The sequence below is a fragment of the Massilia cavernae genome (genome assembly GCF_003590855.1).
GTDB classification, from domain to species: domain Bacteria; phylum Pseudomonadota; class Gammaproteobacteria; order Burkholderiales; family Burkholderiaceae_D; genus Telluria_A; species Telluria_A cavernae.
Genome location: NZ_QYUP01000058.1, coordinates 1 through 16,980, shown reverse-complemented (window position 1 = coordinate 16,980; position 16,980 = coordinate 1). Strand labels below are relative to the sequence as shown.

Annotated in this window: 9 protein-coding genes, 4 tRNA genes and 1 pseudogene; 1 reads left to right on the top strand and 13 read right to left on the bottom strand. The window is 60.9% G+C overall.

Annotated elements, in window-relative coordinates:
* Positions 1 to 97 precede the first annotated feature (97 nt).
* The 13 genes and pseudogenes from rpoC to D3872_RS05275 form a co-directional block, all read right to left on the bottom strand.
* A pseudogene (gene rpoC, locus D3872_RS05335) lies at positions 98 to 4,344 on the bottom strand (DNA-directed RNA polymerase subunit beta').
* A gap of 171 nt (positions 4,345 to 4,515) precedes the next feature.
* Positions 4,516 to 8,625 (bottom strand): DNA-directed RNA polymerase subunit beta, encoded by a 4,110-nt coding sequence (rpoB, locus tag D3872_RS05330; protein ID WP_119809810.1) that lies wholly within the window; start codon positions 8,623 to 8,625, stop codon positions 4,516 to 4,518.
* Positions 8,626 to 8,903: 278 nt separating this feature from the next.
* Positions 8,904 to 9,278, bottom strand: coding sequence for a 50S ribosomal protein L7/L12 (gene rplL, locus D3872_RS05325; protein ID WP_119809809.1), 375 nt, complete (start codon positions 9,276 to 9,278; stop codon positions 8,904 to 8,906).
* A 54-nt stretch (positions 9,279 to 9,332) separates the two neighbouring features.
* Entirely contained in the window at positions 9,333 to 9,863 is a 531-nt protein-coding gene (gene rplJ, locus D3872_RS05320; RefSeq protein WP_119809819.1) for a 50S ribosomal protein L10, read from the bottom strand.
* 281 nt (positions 9,864 to 10,144) lie between these two features.
* On the bottom strand, positions 10,145 to 10,840 hold the full coding sequence (gene rplA / locus D3872_RS05315; protein ID WP_119809808.1) for a 50S ribosomal protein L1: 696 nt from the start codon (positions 10,838 to 10,840) through the stop codon (positions 10,145 to 10,147).
* The gene (gene rplK, locus D3872_RS05310; RefSeq protein WP_119809807.1) at positions 10,840 to 11,271 is read right to left on the bottom strand and encodes a 50S ribosomal protein L11; all 432 of its coding nucleotides are present in this window, start codon (positions 11,269 to 11,271) and stop codon (positions 10,840 to 10,842) included. The genes rplA and rplK overlap by 1 nt, the downstream gene beginning before the upstream one ends.
* 164 nt (positions 11,272 to 11,435) lie before the next feature.
* Positions 11,436 to 12,059: a transcription termination/antitermination protein NusG gene (gene nusG, locus D3872_RS05305; RefSeq protein ID WP_119809806.1), complete on the bottom strand. Its 624-nt coding sequence runs from the start codon at positions 12,057 to 12,059 to the stop codon at positions 11,436 to 11,438.
* Positions 12,060 to 12,061: 2 nt separating this feature from the next.
* A complete protein-coding gene (secE, locus tag D3872_RS05300) occupies positions 12,062 to 12,448 on the bottom strand; it encodes a preprotein translocase subunit SecE (RefSeq protein WP_119809805.1) in 387 nt (128 codons plus the stop codon).
* Positions 12,449 to 12,483: 35 nt separating this feature from the next.
* Positions 12,484 to 12,559, bottom strand: a tRNA-Trp gene (locus tag D3872_RS05295).
* A gap of 124 nt (positions 12,560 to 12,683) precedes the next feature.
* Positions 12,684 to 13,883: an elongation factor Tu gene (tuf, locus tag D3872_RS05290; protein ID WP_119809804.1), complete on the bottom strand. Its 1,200-nt coding sequence runs from the start codon at positions 13,881 to 13,883 to the stop codon at positions 12,684 to 12,686.
* A gap of 102 nt (positions 13,884 to 13,985) precedes the next feature.
* Positions 13,986 to 14,060: transfer RNA gene (locus D3872_RS05285), tRNA-Thr, on the bottom strand.
* Positions 14,061 to 14,098: 38 nt separating this feature from the next.
* Positions 14,099 to 14,172, bottom strand: a tRNA-Gly gene (locus tag D3872_RS05280).
* Between the two features lie 38 nt (positions 14,173 to 14,210).
* Positions 14,211 to 14,295: transfer RNA gene (locus D3872_RS05275), tRNA-Tyr, on the bottom strand.
* A 229-nt stretch (positions 14,296 to 14,524) separates the two neighbouring features.
* On the opposite strand from D3872_RS05275, the gene D3872_RS05270 reads away from it, so the two are divergent.
* On the top strand, positions 14,525 to 16,980 hold a 2,456-nt coding region (locus tag D3872_RS05270; RefSeq protein ID WP_182915695.1), incomplete at its 3' end, for a diguanylate cyclase domain-containing protein.

The following is a 16,980-nucleotide window of genomic DNA, read 5'->3' as shown; positions in this document are numbered from 1 at the left end:
CTGCCCGGCCAGCCATTTTGCCCCGGTTCAGAGTTCTGCTATCAAAAGGAAAAAACGGCACCCGAAGGTGCCGTTTTCATTTTGCTCAGAAGCTGGATTACGCTTCGTCGCCGTGGTGCTGTGCTGCGTTCGCAGTGTCTTCGATCGCTTGCAGTTCGCTGGACATCGCTGCCTTTTCGGCATCGAGCAGCGCCTTGCGCTCTTCCACTTCCACGCTTCCTTCTCTTTGCGTGCGCGGTGGAAGGCCAGGCCGGTACCGCAGGATCAGGCGGCCGACGATGACGTTTTCCTTCAGGCCGCGCAGGCCGTCGCGCTTGCCCATGATCGCAGCTTCGGTCAGGACACGGGTGGTCTCCTGAACGATGCAGCCGAGATGAAGGAGTCGGTCGACAGCGATGCCTTGGTAATACCCAGCAGTACTTTTCGTACGTCGCAGGATCTTGTTGCGGCGATCACCTTGTCGTTTTCGTCCAGCAGTCCGAACGCTCAACCTGCTCGCCGACATGTAGTCGGTGTCGCCGGCTTCAACGATCTGAACGCGGCGCAGCATCTGGCGCACGATCACTTCGATTGCTTGTCGTTGATCTTCACGCCTGCAGACGGTACACGTCCTGCACTTCGTCGACGATGTAACGCGCCAGCGCTTCGATACCCAGCAGGCGCAGGATGTCTGCGGATCGGCCGGGCCGTCCACGATATCTCGCCTTGTTCACTACTGGCGTCGTGTACCAGCACTTGCTTGTCCTTGGTGATCAGAACTCGTGCTTGTTGCCGTCCATGTCAGTGATTCCAGACGCTGCTTGCCTTGGTTTCCTTACGAACGCAACGGTACTACCGGTAACTTCCGCCAGCATGCCCGGCATCCTTCGGCGAACGTGCTTCGAAAACAGACAAAAACAAAAATCGCCGCAACCGCGTGGCAGACACCGGTAATGTACTCGGTCTTCTGCATCGGTCGGGATACGTGCCCAGTACTCACCCACCGCATACCGCCTGGCCTCTCTTCACCTGATGATCAGCGCGCCGACCTGGAAGCCGACGCCACCGAGTGCTCGGTGCCTGCGATCTTGACTTCTTCGCCCCAGCTTCGTTCAGCCAGCTTGACCTGCGGACGCAGGGGTCTGCGACGACCGAACCACGACGTTTCGCATCGATCGCCACCAGGGTGGACAGGCCGGTCACTTCGTCGACCTGACGGGCAACGGTGACGCCTTCCTCGACGTTCTCGAAGCGCACGGTACCCGCGTATTCCGTAATGATCGGACGGGTCAGCGGATCCCAGGTCGCCAGCGGCAGGCCGGCCTTGATGACCATGCCGTCCTTGACGTTCAGGGTCGCGCCGTACGGCACCTTGTGACGCTCGCGCTCGCGGCCGTGGTCGTCCGTGATCAGCACTTCGCCGGAACGCGAAATGACGATCTGGGCGCCCTTGCCGTTGGTGACGTAACGCATGGTTGCCGAGAAGCGGATGGTACCGTTCGACTTGGCTTCCACCGACGACGCCACTGCTGCACGCGATGCCGCACCACCGATGTGGAAGGTACGCATGGTCAGCTGGGTACCAGGCTCACCGATCGACTGCGCTGCCACAACACCGACTGCTTCGCCGGCGTTGACCAGCATGCCGCGGCCCAGGTCGCGGCCGTAGCACTTGGCGCACAGGCCGAAGCGCGTGTCGCAAGTGAGCGGGGTGCGGACCTTGACTTCGTCGATCGACAGGCGTTCGATTTCTTCGACCATGTCTTCGTCGAGCAGGGTGCCTGCTTCGTACAGGGTCTCCTGGGTTTCAGGATTGACGATGTCGTGCACGTTGACGCGGCCGAGGATACGCTCGCGCAGCGCTTCGATGACTTCACCGCCTTCGACCAGCGCCTTCATCAGGGTGCCGTTGGTGGTGCCGCAATCGTCCTCGATCACCACCAGGTCCTGGGTAACGTCAACCAGACGGCGGGTCAGGTAACCCGAGTTCGCGGTCTTCAGAGCCGTATCCGCCAGACCTTTACGAGCGCCGTGGGTCGAGATGAAGTACTGCAGAACGTTCAGGCCTTCGCGGAAGTTCGCGGTAATCGGCGTTTCGATAATCGAACCGTCCGGCTTGGCCATCAGGCCTCGCATACCGGCCAGCTGGCGGATCTGGGCTGCGGAACCACGTGCGCCCGAGTCGGCCATCATGTAAATCGCGTTGAACGATTCCTGGGTCGACTTGGTGCCGTCGCGCTTGACGACGTCTTCCACTTTCAGCTGGTCCATCATGGCCTTGCCGACTTCGTCCGAGGTCTTGCCCCAGATGTCGACGACCTTGTTGTAACGCTCGCCGGCAGTCACCAGGCCCGAAGCGTACTGCTGCTCGATCTGCTTGACTTCCGATTCGGCGCTGGCGATCAGGCCGGCCTTCTGGTCTGGAACCAGCATGTCGTCGACGCAGATCGAAATACCTGCGCGGGTCGCCAGGCGGAAACCGGATTGCATCAGCTTGTCGGCGAAGACAACGGTTGCGCGCAGGCCGCACTTGCGGAACGAGGTGTTGATCAGCTTCGAAATCTCTTTCTTCTTCAGGGCGCGGTTCAGTACGGCGAACGGCAGGCCCTTCGGCAGGATTTCGGACAGGATCGCACGGCCAACCGTGGTTTCGTAGCGCGTGACGGTGCGCTCGAACTCGCCGGTCTCGGCGTTCTTCGGATTCTCGACGATACGCACGGTGATGCGGGTCGTCAGTTCGACTTCCTTGTTGTCGTAGGCACGGATGACTTCCGACACGTCAGGGAACAGCATGCCTTCGTTCTTGGCGTTGATCGCTTCGCGGGTCGCGTAGTACAGGCCCAGCACGATATCCTGCGAAGGAACGATCGACGGTTCGCCGTTCGACGGGAACAGGATGTTGTTCGACGCCAGCATCAGCGTACGCGCTTCCATCTGCGCTTCGATCGACAGCGGGACGTGGACTGCCATCTGGTCACCGTCGAAGTCGGCGTTGAACGCCGCGCAGACGAGTGGGTGCAGCTGGATCGCCTTGCCTTCAATCAGGACCGGCTCGAAAGCCTGGATACCGAGGCGGTGCAGGGTTGGTGCGCGGTTCAGCATGACCGGGTGTTCGCGGATCACGTCTTCCAGGATGTCCCACACGACGGGTTCCTGCACTTCGACCAGCTTCTTGGCTGCCTTGATGGTCGTTGCCAGACCCATCAGTTCGAGCTTGTTGAAGATGAACGGCTTGAACAGTTCCAGCGCCATCAGCTTCGGCAGGCCGCACTGGTGCAGCTTGAGCTGTGGACCGACCACGATGACCGAACGGCCCGAGTAGTCGACGCGCTTGCCCAGCAAGTTCTGGCGGAAACGGCCGCCCTTGCCCTTGATCATTTCAGCCAGCGACTTCAGCGGACGCTTGTTGGCGCCGGTCATCGCTTTGCCGCGACGGCCGTTGTCCAGCAGCGAGTCGACCGCTTCTTGCAGCATGCGCTTTTCGTTACGCGTAATGATTTCCGGAGCGCGCAGTTCCATCAGGCGCTTCAGGCGGTTATTACGGTTGATGACGCGGCGATACAGGTCGTTCAGGTCGGAGGTCGCAAAGCGGCCGCCGTCCAGCGGTACCAGCGGACGCAGTTCCGGCGGCAGCACTGGCAGCACTTCCATGATCATCCAGTCAGGCTTGATGCCCGAACGCTGGAACGCCTCGAGCACTTTCAGGCGCTTGGCGTATTTCTTGATCTTCGCTTCCGACTTCGATTCCTTCAGTTCCACGCGCAGCGCTTCGGCATCGCGGTGGATGTCGATCGAGCGCAGCAGTTCACGGATGCCTTCGGCGCCCATGAATGCGGTGAAGTCGTCGCCGTACTCTTCGTACTTGGCGGCGTAGTCGTCTTCCGACATGATCTGGCACTTCTTCAGCGGGGTCATGCCTGGATCGGTCACGACATATGCTTCGAAGTACAGCACGCGTTCGATATCGCGCAGGGTCATGTCCAGGACCATGCCCAGGCGCGACGGCAGCGATTTCAGGAACCAGATGTGCGCGGTTGGCGACGCCAGTTCGATGTGGCCCATGCGCTCGCGGCGCACTTTTGCCAGGGTGACTTCAACGCCGCACTTTTCGCAGATCACGCCGCGGTGCTTCAGGCGCTTGTACTTGCCGCACAGGCATTCGTAGTCCTTGATCGGGCCAAAGATCTTGGCGCAGAACAGGCCGTCGCGCTCAGGCTTGAAGGTACGGTAGTTGATGGTTTCCGGCTTTTTTACTTCGCCGTAGGACCACGAACGGATTTTCTCAGGGGACGCGAGGCCAATCTTGATGGCGTCGAACGTCTCGTTGGTTTGAACTTGCTTGAATAGATCGAGCAGGGCTTTCATGTATCACTCCAGGTGATTGAATTTCTATATTACGACTTTTACCGTTGGCGGGTGATCCGTCTCCCCCGCGAAAGCGGGGGGCCATGCTGAGCGTGAACATTTACTCAGCATGGGTTCCCGCTTTCGCGGGAACGACGACTCAACAGCCGCAGGTCAAAGCGGCGCCGGCTGTTAGTTGCGTTCCAGGTCGATATCGATACCCAGGGAACGGATCTCTTTCACCAGCACGTTGAACGATTCCGGCATGCCTGCGTCGATCACATGATCGCCCTTGACCAGGTTTTCGTACACTTTGGTACGGCCATTCACGTCGTCCGACTTGACGGTCAGCATTTCCTGCAGCACGTACGATGCGCCGTACGCTTCCAGTGCCCATACCTCCATCTCACCGAAGCGCTGGCCACCGAACTGGGCTTTACCGCCCAGCGGCTGCTGCGTCACCAGCGAGTAAGGACCGGTCGAACGCGCGTGCATCTTGTCGTCCACCAGGTGGTGCAGCTTCAGCATGTGCATGTAGCCGACGGTAACCTTGCGCTCGAATGCTTCGCCGGTGCGGCCGTCGAACATCGTGACCTGGTTCTTCGAAGGCGTCATGCCCAGCAGCTTGGCGATCGGCTCAGGGTAAGCCAGGTCCAGCATGCGGTGGATCTCCGACTCGTGCGCGCCGTCGAACACCGGCGTTGCGAACGGAACACCCTTCTTCAGGTTGTCCGCCAGCGACACGATTTCGTCGTCGCTGAAGTTGTCCAGGTCTTCCGACTTGCCGGTCTCGTTGTAGACCTTGGCCAGGAAACCGCGCAGCTCTTCGACTTTCGCCTTGGCTTGCATCATTTCGCCGATCCGCAGGCCCAGGCCCTTCGCTGCCCAGCCGAGGTGGGTCTCGAGGATCTGACCCACGTTCATACGGGAAGGAACGCCCAGCGGGTTCAGCACGACGTCGGCCGGGGTGCCGTCAGCCATGAATGGCATGTCTTCCACCGGAACGATGCGCGATACCACACCCTTGTTACCGTGGCGGCCCGCCATCTTGTCGCCCGACTGCAGGCGGCGCTTGACGGCCAGGTAGACCTTGACCATCTTCTGCACGCCTGGCTGCAGCTCGTCGCCCTGGGTGAGCTTCTTGCGCTTCTCTTCGAAGGCCAGGTCGAACTGGTGGCGCTTCTCGGCGATCGATTCCTTGATCGCTTCCAGCGCGGTCGCCGCGTCATCTTCCGCAGGGCGGATGTCGAACCAGTGGTACTTGTCCAGGTCTGCCAGGTATTCCTTGGTGATCTTGGCGCCCTTGGCCAGCTTCTTCGGACCGCCGTTGACGATCTTGCCGATCAGCATTTTCTCGAGACGCTGGAAGGCATCGCCTTCAACGATACGCATCTGGTCGTTCAGGTCCAGGCGGAAGCGCTTCAGCTCGTCATCGATGATCTGCTGGGCGCGCTTGTCGCGCTGGATGCCTTCGCGGGTGAACACCTGGACGTCGATCACGGTGCCGACCATGCCCGAAGGCACGCGCAGCGAGGTGTCTTTCACGTCCGACGCTTTTTCGCCGAAGATCGCGCGCAGCAGCTTCTCTTCCGGCGTCAGCTGGGTCTCGCCCTTCGGCGTTACCTTACCGACCAGCGTGTCGCCGGCCTGCACTTCAGCGCCGATGTAGACGATGCCCGATTCATCCAGGCGCGCCAGCTGGTTCTCAGCCAGGTTCGAGATGTCGCGGGTGATTTCTTCCGCGCCCAGCTTGGTGTCGCGTGCGACAACCGACAGCTCTTCGATGTGGATCGAGGTGTAGCGGTCGTCCTTGACGACGTTTTCCGAGATCAGGATCGAATCTTCGAAGTTCAGGCCGTTCCACGGCATGAACGCCACCAGCATGTTCTGGCCCAGTGCCAGCTCGCCCAGGTCGGTCGATGCGCCGTCGGCGATGACGTCGCGGCGTGCCACGCGGTCGCCAACCTTGACGATCGGACGCTGGTTGATGTTGGTGTTCTGGTTGGAACGGGTGTACTTGATCAGGTTGTAGATGTCGACACCGACTTCGCCCGCGGTCGCTTCGTCGTCGTTGACGCGAATAACCACACGGCCCGCATCGACGTAGTCGACCACACCGCCGCGCAGTGCCTGCACGGTGGTGCCCGAGTCGACTGCCACGGTGCGTTCGATACCGGTACCGACCAGTGCTTTTTCAGGGCGCAGGCAAGGAACTGCCTGGCGCTGCATGTTTGCACCCATCAATGCGCGGTTCGCGTCATCGTGCTCGAGGAACGGAATCAGCGATGCTGCGACCGAAACGATCTGGCCTGGCGCCACGTCCATGTACTGGATGCGCTCAGGCGACACCAGGATGGTCTCGCCTGCTTCACGTGCCGATACCAGCTCGTCCGACAGGGTGCCGGAACCATCAATGCCGGCGTTCGCCTGTGCAATGATGTAGCGGCCTTCTTCGATCGCCGACAGGTAATCGATCTTGTCGGTGACCTTGCTGTTCTCGACCTTGCGGTACGGGGTCTCGAGGAAGCCGTATTCGTTCAGGCGGGCAAACAGTGCCAGCGAGTTGATCAGGCCGATGTTCGGGCCTTCAGGCGTTTCGATCGGGCACACGCGGCCGTAGTGGGTCGGGTGCACGTCGCGCACCTCGAAGCCTGCACGTTCGCGGGTCAGGCCGCCAGGGCCGAGGGCCGAGACGCGGCGCTTGTGGGTGATTTCCGACAGCGGGTTGGTCTGGTCCATGAACTGCGACAGCTGGGACGAACCGAAGAACTCGCGGATCGCGGCCGAGATCGGCTTGCTGTTGATCAGGTCGTGCGGCATCAGGTTGTCCGCTTCGGCCTGGCCGAGGCGTTCCTTGACGGCGCGCTCGACGCGCACCAGGCCGGCGCGGAACTGGTTTTCGGCCAGTTCGCCCACGCAGCGTACGCGGCGGTTACCCAGGTGATCGATATCGTCGACTTCGCCGCGGCCATTGCGCAGCTCGACCAGGATCTTGATCACGGCCAGCACGTCTTCGTTCGACAGGGTCATGGCGCCGGTCAGTTCGTCGCGGCCGATGCGGCGGTTGAACTTCATGCGGCCGACGGCCGACAGGTCGTAGCGCTCAGGGCTGTAGAACAGGCCGTTGAACAGGGCTTCGACCGACTCTTCGGTTGGCGGTTCGCCAGGACGCATCATGCGGTAGATCGCGATGCGCGCGGCCATCTGGTCGGCGGTATCGTCGATGCGCAGGGTCTGCGAGATGTAGCCGCCCTGGTCCAGGTCGTTGGTGTACAGGGTCTGGATTTCGGTCACGCTGGCTTCGCGCAGGCGCGCCAGCACGTCATCGGTCAGCTCGTCGTTGGCCGAGGCGATGATTTCGCCGGTTTCCGCGTCCACCACGTTCTTGGCCAGCACGCGGCCCAGCAGGTAGTCTTCAGGAACCGAGATATGCTTGATGCCGGCAGCGTCGATGTCGCGCACGTGCTTGGCGTTGATGCGCTTGTCCTTCAGCACCAGGGTCTTGCCGGTCTTCGGGTCGACGATGTCAAAACGCGCGACTTCGCCACGCAGGCGCTCGGCGACGAATTCCATCTCCGCGCCTTCCGAGCGCAGGTTGAAATTGTCGAACACGAAGAAGTTCGCGAGGATCTGCTCGTGCGACATGCCGATCGCCTTCAGCAGGATCGTGACAGGCATCTTGCGGCGGCGGTCGACGCGGAAGAACAGGATGTCTTTCGGGTCGAACTCGAAGTCCAGCCACGAGCCGCGGTAAGGGATGATGCGTGCCGAGAACAGCAGTTTGCCCGAGGAGTGGGTCTTGCCGCGGTCGTGTTCGAAGAACACGCCTGGCGAACGGTGCAGCTGCGAGACGATCACGCGCTCGGTACCGTTGATGACAAACGAACCGGTGGTCGTCATGAGCGGCAGTTCGCCCATGTAGACTTCCTGTTCCTTCATTTCCTTGACTACAGGCTTGGTCGGGGATTCCTTGTCCAGGATAACCAGGCGTACCTTGGCGCGCAGCGGCGACGCGAAGGTCAGGCCACGCTGTTGGCATTCCTTGACGTCGAACGCTGGTTCGCCCAGCACGTACGACAGGAACTCGAGGCGCGCGAAACCATTGTGCGACACGATAGGGAAGATCGAGGTGAACGCCGATTGCAGGCCGTCGTTCTTGCGGGTCGACACGGCGGTGTCGGCTTGCAGGAAGTTCTCGTAGGATTCAAGCTGGGTAGCCAGAAGGAATGGAACGTTGTGAACGTTGGCGCGCTTCGCGAATGATTTGCGAATGCGTTTCTTCTCAGTAAATGAGTAGTGCATGGACACTCCGTGAGTGACAGAAAGGATGAGAATTCAGGGATTGCCAGTGACACCGGTAAACGGTTAGAGTCACATGCAAGGCCTCAAGTCTCACAACTTTGTGCCAGAGAAAAAGGGGAAACCGCTACTAGTGCTACATTACTGCTATATTGCTTCGGGCCATGCCCGGTCCCACATATATGACAGGGACGACAAAAGAGCCAAAGCCGCATCCTCCCCCTTTCGGGAGAGGAGCGCAAGCTTTGACTCGTGGCGCGAACTGACGCCGGATACTGCTATTACTTGATTTCAGCTTTTGCGCCAGCTTCTTCCAGCTTCTTCTTAGCGGCTTCAGCGTCAGCTTTCGACAGGCCTTCTTTGACGGTCTTAGGTGCGCCGTCGACCAGGTCTTTAGCTTCCTTCAGGCCCAGGCCGGTGATTTCGCGGACTGCCTTGATCACGCCAACTTTGTTCGCGCCGAAGTCGGCCAGAACAACGTTGAACTCGGTCTGCTCTTCAACAGCTGCACCAGCTGCTGCGCCGCCGGCCGCTGGAGCTGCCATTGCTGCTGCCGAAACGCCGAACTTCTCTTCGAATGCCTTGACCAGTTCGTTCAGGTCCATTACGGACATTTCGCTAACTGCGTTCAGGATGTCGTCTTTGCTAATTGCCATTTGAAACTCCAATGTATTTGTTTAGTTTAGTAACTTGACTGTAGCGCGCAACTATTAAGCTGCAGCGGTTTCCTCGGCTGCAGGAGCAGCTTCGGTACCTTCGCTTTTCTTCGCTGCCAGAGCAGCCAGACCACGTGCAAAGCCCGACACCGGAGCCAGCATAACGCCCAACAGCTGCGAGATGAGGACTTCACGGCTAGGAATGCTTGCCAGCGCTGCAACAGCTGCTTTATCCAGCTGCTTGCCTGCGTAGTTACCTGCCTTGATCACGAGCTTGTCGTTGGTCTTGGCAAAGTCGTTGATGACTTTAGCTGCTGCAACTGCGTCGTCCGAGATCGAGTAGATCAGCGGGCCGGTCATTGCGTCAGCCAGGTTGGCAAACTGCGTACCTTCCACCGAGCGGCGAGCCAGCGTGTTCTTCAGAACACGCAGGTATACGCCCTGGGCACGCGCCTTGGCACGAAGTTGAGTCAAGTGACTAACCTGGATGCCACGATATTCGGCCACGACGATAGTTTGCGCAGTTGCTACTTTTGCGGAAACTTCGGCGACGACGGCCTTTTTGTCATTCAGATTAAGACCCACGGTCAACCTCCTTAAATGATGCTTGGCAAATGCCTTGCATCGGTTCGAACAACGGCGTCCGACGTTAAGAAGTTCAGACTGAGCGGATAAATTCACGCAGCATGGACTAACAAAACTTGTTCGGGTACACCATCTGCGTTGGGTGGCGTATTACCCTCCGGCCTGCCTGCTGCCTTCGGCCCAACGGTCTTTGATTGCCTGGCAGGCATTCTTGCGAACACCTGCCAGCCCAAAGATGCGCCTTGCACCGAAACCGGCACAAGGTCTTGATTCTTTAAAACTTAGGCTGCCAGGGTAGCCTGGTCAACACGGACGCCGGCGCCCATGGTCGACGAGATCGCTACCTTGCGCAGGTACACGCCCTTCGAGGTAGCTGGCTTGGCCTTGTTCAGTGCTTCGACCAGGGCAACCAGGTTGCTCTTCAGGTCAGCATCGCTGAACGACTTGCGGCCGATGGTCGCGTGGATGATACCTGCCTTGTCGGTACGGTACTGAACCTGGCCGGCTTTCGCGTTTTTAACCGCGGTAGCGACGTCAGGGGTAACAGTGCCGACCTTCGGGTTAGGCATCAGGCCACGTGGGCCCAGGATCTGGCCCAGGGTACCGACGATGCGCATGGTGTCTGGCGAAGCGATGACGATATCGAAAGGCATGTCGCCGGCTTTGACGCGCTCGGCCAGGTCTTCCATACCAACAACGTCAGCGCCTGCGGCTTTAGCCTGCTCAGCCTTTTCGCCGGTAGCGAAGACCGCTACGCGAACCGACTTGCCGGTGCCTGCTGGCAGAACCACGGAACCACGAACGACCTGGTCCGACTTCTTAGGATCCACGCCCAGCTGGATCGATACGTCGATCGATTCATTGAACTTGGCGGTTGCGAATTCCTTGATGATCGCGACGGCGCTGTCGAACTCATACGCCTTGTTACGGTCAACCTTGGCCTTCATGGCCTTTACGCGCTTGGACAACTTAGCCATTACAGACCCTCCACCGTGATGCCCATCGAACGCGCGGAACCGGCGATGATGCGAACTGCGGCATCCATGTCGGCAGCGGTCAGATCTGGCTGTTTCGTTTTTGCGATTTCTTCAGCTTGAGCGCGGCTCAGCGTGCCAACCTTGTCGGTATGTGGCTTCGGCGAACCTTTGGTGATGCCGGCAGCTTTCTTGATCAGGTAGGTTGCTGGAGGCGTCTTCATCACGAAGGTGAAGGACTTGTCAGCGAACGCGGTGATCACGACCGGGATTGGCATGCCAGGCTCGACACCCTGGGTCTGGGCGTTGAACGCCTTGCAGAATTCCATGATGTTCAGGCCGCGCTGACCGAGCGCAGGGCCGATCGGTGGGGATGGGTTTGCTTTACCAGCTGGCACTTGCAGCTTGATAAAACCAATGATTTTCTTTGCCATGATGGCTCCTATCTTTGGATGAGTAGTAGCGCCCCGCCGGAACTACAATGGCAGGGCTCCTCTTGTTCCGGATTCGCCGTGAGGCGCCGTTCCGGTAACGGTTCTGAAATGTTGGGGACAGGGCTCACGTCGCTCTCGCGCCGCGAGTTCAGTCCCGCAATTCCTTAAACTTTTTCTACCTGGCCGAACTCGAGTTCCACCGGGGTGGCGCGGCCGAAGATCGTGACCGAGACGCGCACCTTGGATTTCTCGTAGTTGACTTCTTCGACGTTGCCGTTGAAGTCGGTGAACGGACCGTCCTTGATGCGGACTTGCTCGCCCACTTCGTACAGCACTTTCGGACGCGGCTTTTCGACGCCTTCCTGCATCTGCTGCATGATCTTGTCAATCTCGCGCGCCGGGATCGGCGTCGGCTTGTTCGATTTGCCGCCGATGAAGCCGGTGACTTTCGCGGTGTTCTTGACCAGGTGCCAGGTCTCGTCCGTCATTTCCATTTCAACCAGGACATAGCCCGGGAAGAAACGACGTTCGGTGACCGACTTCTGGCCGTTCTTGACTTCGACCACTTCTTCGACCGGAACCAGGATCTGGCCGAACTGGTCTTGCATGCCGGCGCGCTCGATGCGCTCGGTCAGCGCACGCATCACGCTTTTTTCCATGCCCGAGTAAGCGTGAACAACGTACCAGCGCTTATTGCTAACCGGTACGCTCACTGGGCCAGCATCTTGTGCCGGAACTTCGCCCGGCACCGGAGCGCCGGCCGCGTCGTCTTGCACATTTTCGTTCATCTTTATTTCCAACCCAGGATCAAGTCGTACAACAGGAATTGAAGGATCTTATCCGTACCCCACAGGAACATCGCCATCACGACCACGAAGGCAAACACGATGCCGGTGATCTGCATGGCTTCCTTGCGCGTAGGCCAGACGACCTTCTTGGTCTCACGCACGCTCTCTTTGGCGAAATTCAGGAAATCGCGGCCAGTTGCCGAAGTCCAAAGAACCAGGACGGCAAAAACCAAACCAGCCACGAGTGCGCCTACGGCCACCAGAGCTGGTTTGTTTTGGCCCTTCAGGTAGAAGAACCCGACGACGCCTGCAATCGCTGCGATAACTGCCAGCGCGACCTTGATCTTGTCGTTCGACGTGCTGACGGTTTGCACGGATTGATTAGACATTTCTTATTTACTTTCGGTGCCCTGCACCAAGACGGTGGCAGGGACGGAGGGCATCGAACCCCCAACCTTCGGTTTTGGAGACCGACGCTCTGCCAATTGAGCTACGTCCCTACGTAAAACTTCAGTGGAATCAAGCATTTTACCATCGTGCGGCCGCTGATGGCAAGGTGCTGATTGCGCCTGGCATGAAACCTGGCGCGGAAGACGGGGCCCGGGGGCCCCGCTTTACTACAAATTACTTGCTTTCACTCAGGATCTTGGCAACAACGCCTGCACCAACGGTACGGCCGCCTTCGCGGATTGCGAAACGCAGGCCTTCTTCCATCGCGATCGGGTTGATCAGCTTGACGGTGATCGACACGTTATCGCCTGGCATAACCATTTCCTTGTCCGCTGGCAGCTCGATCGAGCCGGTCACGTCGGTGGTACGGAAGTAGAACTGTGGACGGTAGTTGTTGAAGAACGGGGTGTGACGGCCACCTTCATCCTTCGACAGAACATAGATCTCGCCGGTGAAGTGGTTGTGCGGCTTGATCGAACCTGGCTTGGCCAGAACCTGGCCACGCTCCACGTCTTCACGCTTGGTACCGCGCAGCAGCAGGCCGACGTTGTCGCCAGCTTGACCCTGGTCCAGCAGCTTGCGGAACATTTCCACGCCGGTGCAGGTGGTCTTGACGGTATCCTTGATGCCGACGATTTCGATTTCTTCGCCGACTTTGATGATGCCGCGCTCGACACGACCGGTAACCACGGTACCGCGGCCCGAGATCGAGAACACGTCTTCCACTGGCATCAGGAAGGCGCCGTCAACTGCGCGCTCTGGCTCAGGGATGTAGGTGTCCAGTGCTTCGGCCAGCGCCAGGATTGCCTGCTCGCCCATTGGGCCGGTGTCGCCGTCCAGCGCCATACGTGCCGAACCCTTGATGATTGGCAGGTCGTCGCCTGGGAATTCGTACTTCGACAGAAGCTCGCGAACTTCCATTTCAACCAGTTCCAGCAGTTCTGCGTCGTCGACCAGGTCGCACTTGTTCAGGAACACGATGATGTATGGAACGCCAACCTGGCGTGCCAGCAGGATGTGCTCGCGGGTCTGTGGCATTGGGCCGTCAGCTGCGGAGCAAACCAGGATCGCGCCGTCCATCTGCGCTGCACCGGTAATCATGTTCTTGATGTAGTCGGCGTGGCCCGGGCAGTCAACGTGAGCGTAGTGACGGTTTGCGGTCTCGTACTCGACGTGTGCGGTGTTGATGGTAATGCCGCGTGCTTTTTCTTCTGGTGCCGCATCGATCTGGTCGTAAGCTTTAGCTTCGCCGCCGAATTTCTTCGACAGGACGGTAGCGATTGCAGCCGTCAGGGTGGTCTTGCCGTGGTCGACGTGTCCGATGGTACCGACGTTGACGTGCGGCTTGGTCCGTTCGAATTTACCTTTTGCCATTTTAGACTCCTAACGATTTATAAATTTGACCAGGCACACCGTGTGACGCCCAGCCTGACTATCCGATTTGAATTTACTGCGACTTACCTGAATCTTGAATTCTGGTGCCCTTTACGTGGATTGAACACGTGGCCTCTCCCTTACCAAGGGAGTGCTCTACCACTGAGCTAAAAGGGCTATTTTGTTGCGATGCAACTCGTGCATTGCCGAAAACCTGGAGCGGGTGAAGGGAATCGAACCCTCGTCGTAAGCTTGGAAGGCTTCTGCTCTACCATTGAGCTACACCCGCGAGGTACTTCACACCACTACAAATTTTCCACAATATCTTGGTGGAGGGGGCTGGATTCGAACCAGCGTACTCATAGAGAACAGATTTACAGTCTGTCGCCTTTAACCACTCGGCCACCCCTCCGCGAGGAACCGCAGAGTATGAAGCAAGGTCAAAACCTTGTCAACAAAATTTGCGTAGTCAACTTCGCGCTTTTTTGCTGGCGTCTTGCTTCGGGGCGTCATTGTAACCGTACCGGAAGCAGGAGCGCAAGAGCATATTTTGTGCGCGTTCGAATTGGTCTTTGCGCGGGGAGTATAGTTGTCGCATGCGCGTGGCATGGCTGCCACACGGCACTGGATGGGAGCAGCACTTGGAGCGACCCGGCCTACCCTGGAAAAACCTGTTTGCCGCAAACTTGTGGTTTGCCGCGGCCTACCTCGGCGCCGGCTGGCTCGGCCTGCTGCTGGCGCTGCCACCGGGCTACGCCTCGCCGCTGTCGCCCGCCGCCGGCATCGCGCTGGCGGTGCTGGCCACCTATGGCTGGCGCCTGCTGCCCGGCCTGGCCGTGGCCGCCGTCCTGCTGGGGCTGCCGCTCGACTACATCGGCGCCCCGCCGATTGGCCCGCCCGGGCTGCTGCCGGCCGCCTTGCTGGGCGTGGCGGCGGTGGTCCAGGCCTGGGTCGGCGCGGCCCTGTTCCGGCGCCATATCGACCCGGCGCTGGCATCCGGCCGCGACGTCATGCACTTCCTGCTGATGGTTCCGTTGGTGTGCTGCCTGCGCGCCAGCCTGTCGCTGTCGGCACTGGCCTACCTCGACGTGGTCGACGTAGGCGCGGTGTGGGCCAGCTGGCTGATCTGGTGGGTAGGCGATACCGCCGGCGTGCTGGTGGCTGCCCCGCTCACCTGGGTGGTGGCGGGCGAGCCGCGCGGCCTGTGGCGGCGGCGGCGCGCGCTGGTCGCGGTGCCGTTGATGATGGCCGGCGGCGCCTTCATCGGCATCTACCGCCAGTCGCTCGAATGGGAGCAGGCCCAGCAGCTACAGACCTTCAACCTGAAGGCACAGGAAGTCGGCCAGCTGATGCAGTCGGCGCTGTCCGAGCACGAGCGCTTCATCAGCGGCGTGGCACTGGCGCTCGACACCTCGGGCGGCGCGTACGCCCCGCGCGGTTTTTCCGGCGTGGCGCGCGGCTACCTTCGCCAGCGGCCCGAACTGCTGGCGATGAGCTGGCTGCCGCGCGTCACCGACGCCGAGCGGCCCACGCTGGAAAGCTGGGCCGGCAGCTACCACCGGAACCGCTACTTCATCGCCGACGTCGACAGCGAAGGCATCCGGCACCCGGCCCCGCGGCGGCCGGTGTACTACCCCTTGCTGCTGGTCGAGCCCGAAACCGGACGGCTGCTGATGGGGCGCGACTTCATGTCCGAACCGCGCCGCGCCCAGGCGCTGAACCAGGCGCTGGCGACCGGCCGCCCCGCCGCCAGTGCGCCGGTGGCCCGCTACAGCGGCCCCGAAACCGCCATTCACCTGCTGCAGGTGGTGCGCAACGCCCGCGCCGGATCGCGGCCGGCCGGCCTGCTCGACCTCACCCTCGAAGTCGACGCCTACCTGCAGCGCGCGCTGCACCAGACCGGCTTCGGCGACTTCCTCCTGGTGGCCTTCAGCGACACCACCCCGGGCCGGCCGGCAGTCACCATGCAGGATGCCATCGGCCGCTCCTACCGCGACGTCGACTACCGCAAGGAGCTCGAGTTCGGCGGCCGCAGCTACCTGCTGCGCCTCGCCCCGACGCCCGACTACCTGGCCGCGCATTCGGGCTGGCAAAGCTGGTTCGTGCTGACCGGCGGCCTGCTGCTGACCGGCCTGCTGGGCTCGCTGCTGCTGGTGGTCAGCGGCGAACGCGCCCAGATCAAGGCCCAGGTCAAGGACAGCACCGCGCGCCTGCGCGAGCGCGAGGCTCGCCTCGAAGCCATCCTCGACAACGCGGCCGACGCCATCATCACGGTCGACCACGGCGGCCGCCTGCTGTCGGGCAATACCGCGGCCGGCGCGCTGTTCGGCCATGCGCCCGAGCAGCTGCCGGGCCTGGCGCTGGGCACCATACTGGACCTGCCCGAAGGCGAGGTCCACGCGGTGCTGCTGCGCCTGGCCCGCTGCGAGGCCAGCGAGCGCGAACTGGCCGGCATCGCGCCGGGCGGCAACCGCTTTCCGCTGTCGATCTCGGTCAGCGAAGTGCCGCTGGCCGGCGAGGACATGTTCGTGTGCGTGATCCACGACCTGACCGAGCAGCGCCGCGCCCAGGAGCACATCCACCGCCTGGCCCACCACGACACCCTCACCGGCCTGGAAAACCGCTTCTCCCTCACCCAGCACCTGGAACAGCTGCTGGCCCAGGCCAGGCGCAGCGGCGAATCGGTGGCGTTGCTGTTCCTCGACCTCGACCACTTCAAGAAAATCAACGACTCGATGGGCCACCAGGCCGGCGACCTGCTGCTGGTGGCGGTGGCCCAGCGCCTGCGCGAGCTGCTGCGCGGCGTCGACGTCATCGCCCGCCTCGGCGGCGACGAATTCATCGTGGTGATGGGCGGCGCGCTGACGCCGGAATACGTCGGCTCGGTGGCGGTGCGCATCGTGCAGTCGCTGTCCGCGCCCTACGACCTGGACGGCAAGATCGCCCACAGCGGCTCGAGCGTCGGCATCGCCATGTTCCCGGGCGACGCCGACAGCGCCGAAACCCTGATGCGCCACGCCGACACCGCCATGTACGCGGCCAAGAGCGAAGGCCGCGGCAATTTCCAGTTCTTCTCGCCCGCGATGAACGCGGCCAC

Bases quoted from the DNA above. Each gene is read 5' to 3' on its own strand.
- secE (WP_119809805.1), bottom strand. From the start codon at position 12,448: ATGTCTAATCAATCCGTGCAAACCGTCAGCACGTCGAACGACAAGATC.
- rplA (WP_119809808.1), bottom strand. From the start codon at position 10,840: ATGGCTAAGTTGTCCAAGCGCGTAAAGGCCATGAAGGCCAAGGTTGAC.
- rplL (WP_119809809.1), bottom strand. From the start codon at position 9,278: ATGGCAATTAGCAAAGACGACATCCTGAACGCAGTTAGCGAAATGTCC.
- rpoB (WP_119809810.1), bottom strand. From the start codon at position 8,625: ATGCACTACTCATTTACTGAGAAGAAACGCATTCGCAAATCATTCGCG.
- tuf (WP_119809804.1), bottom strand. From the start codon at position 13,883: ATGGCAAAAGGTAAATTCGAACGGACCAAGCCGCACGTCAACGTCGGT.
- nusG (WP_119809806.1), bottom strand. From the start codon at position 12,059: ATGAACGAAAATGTGCAAGACGACGCGGCCGGCGCTCCGGTGCCGGGC.
- rplK (WP_119809807.1), bottom strand. From the start codon at position 11,271: ATGGCAAAGAAAATCATTGGTTTTATCAAGCTGCAAGTGCCAGCTGGT.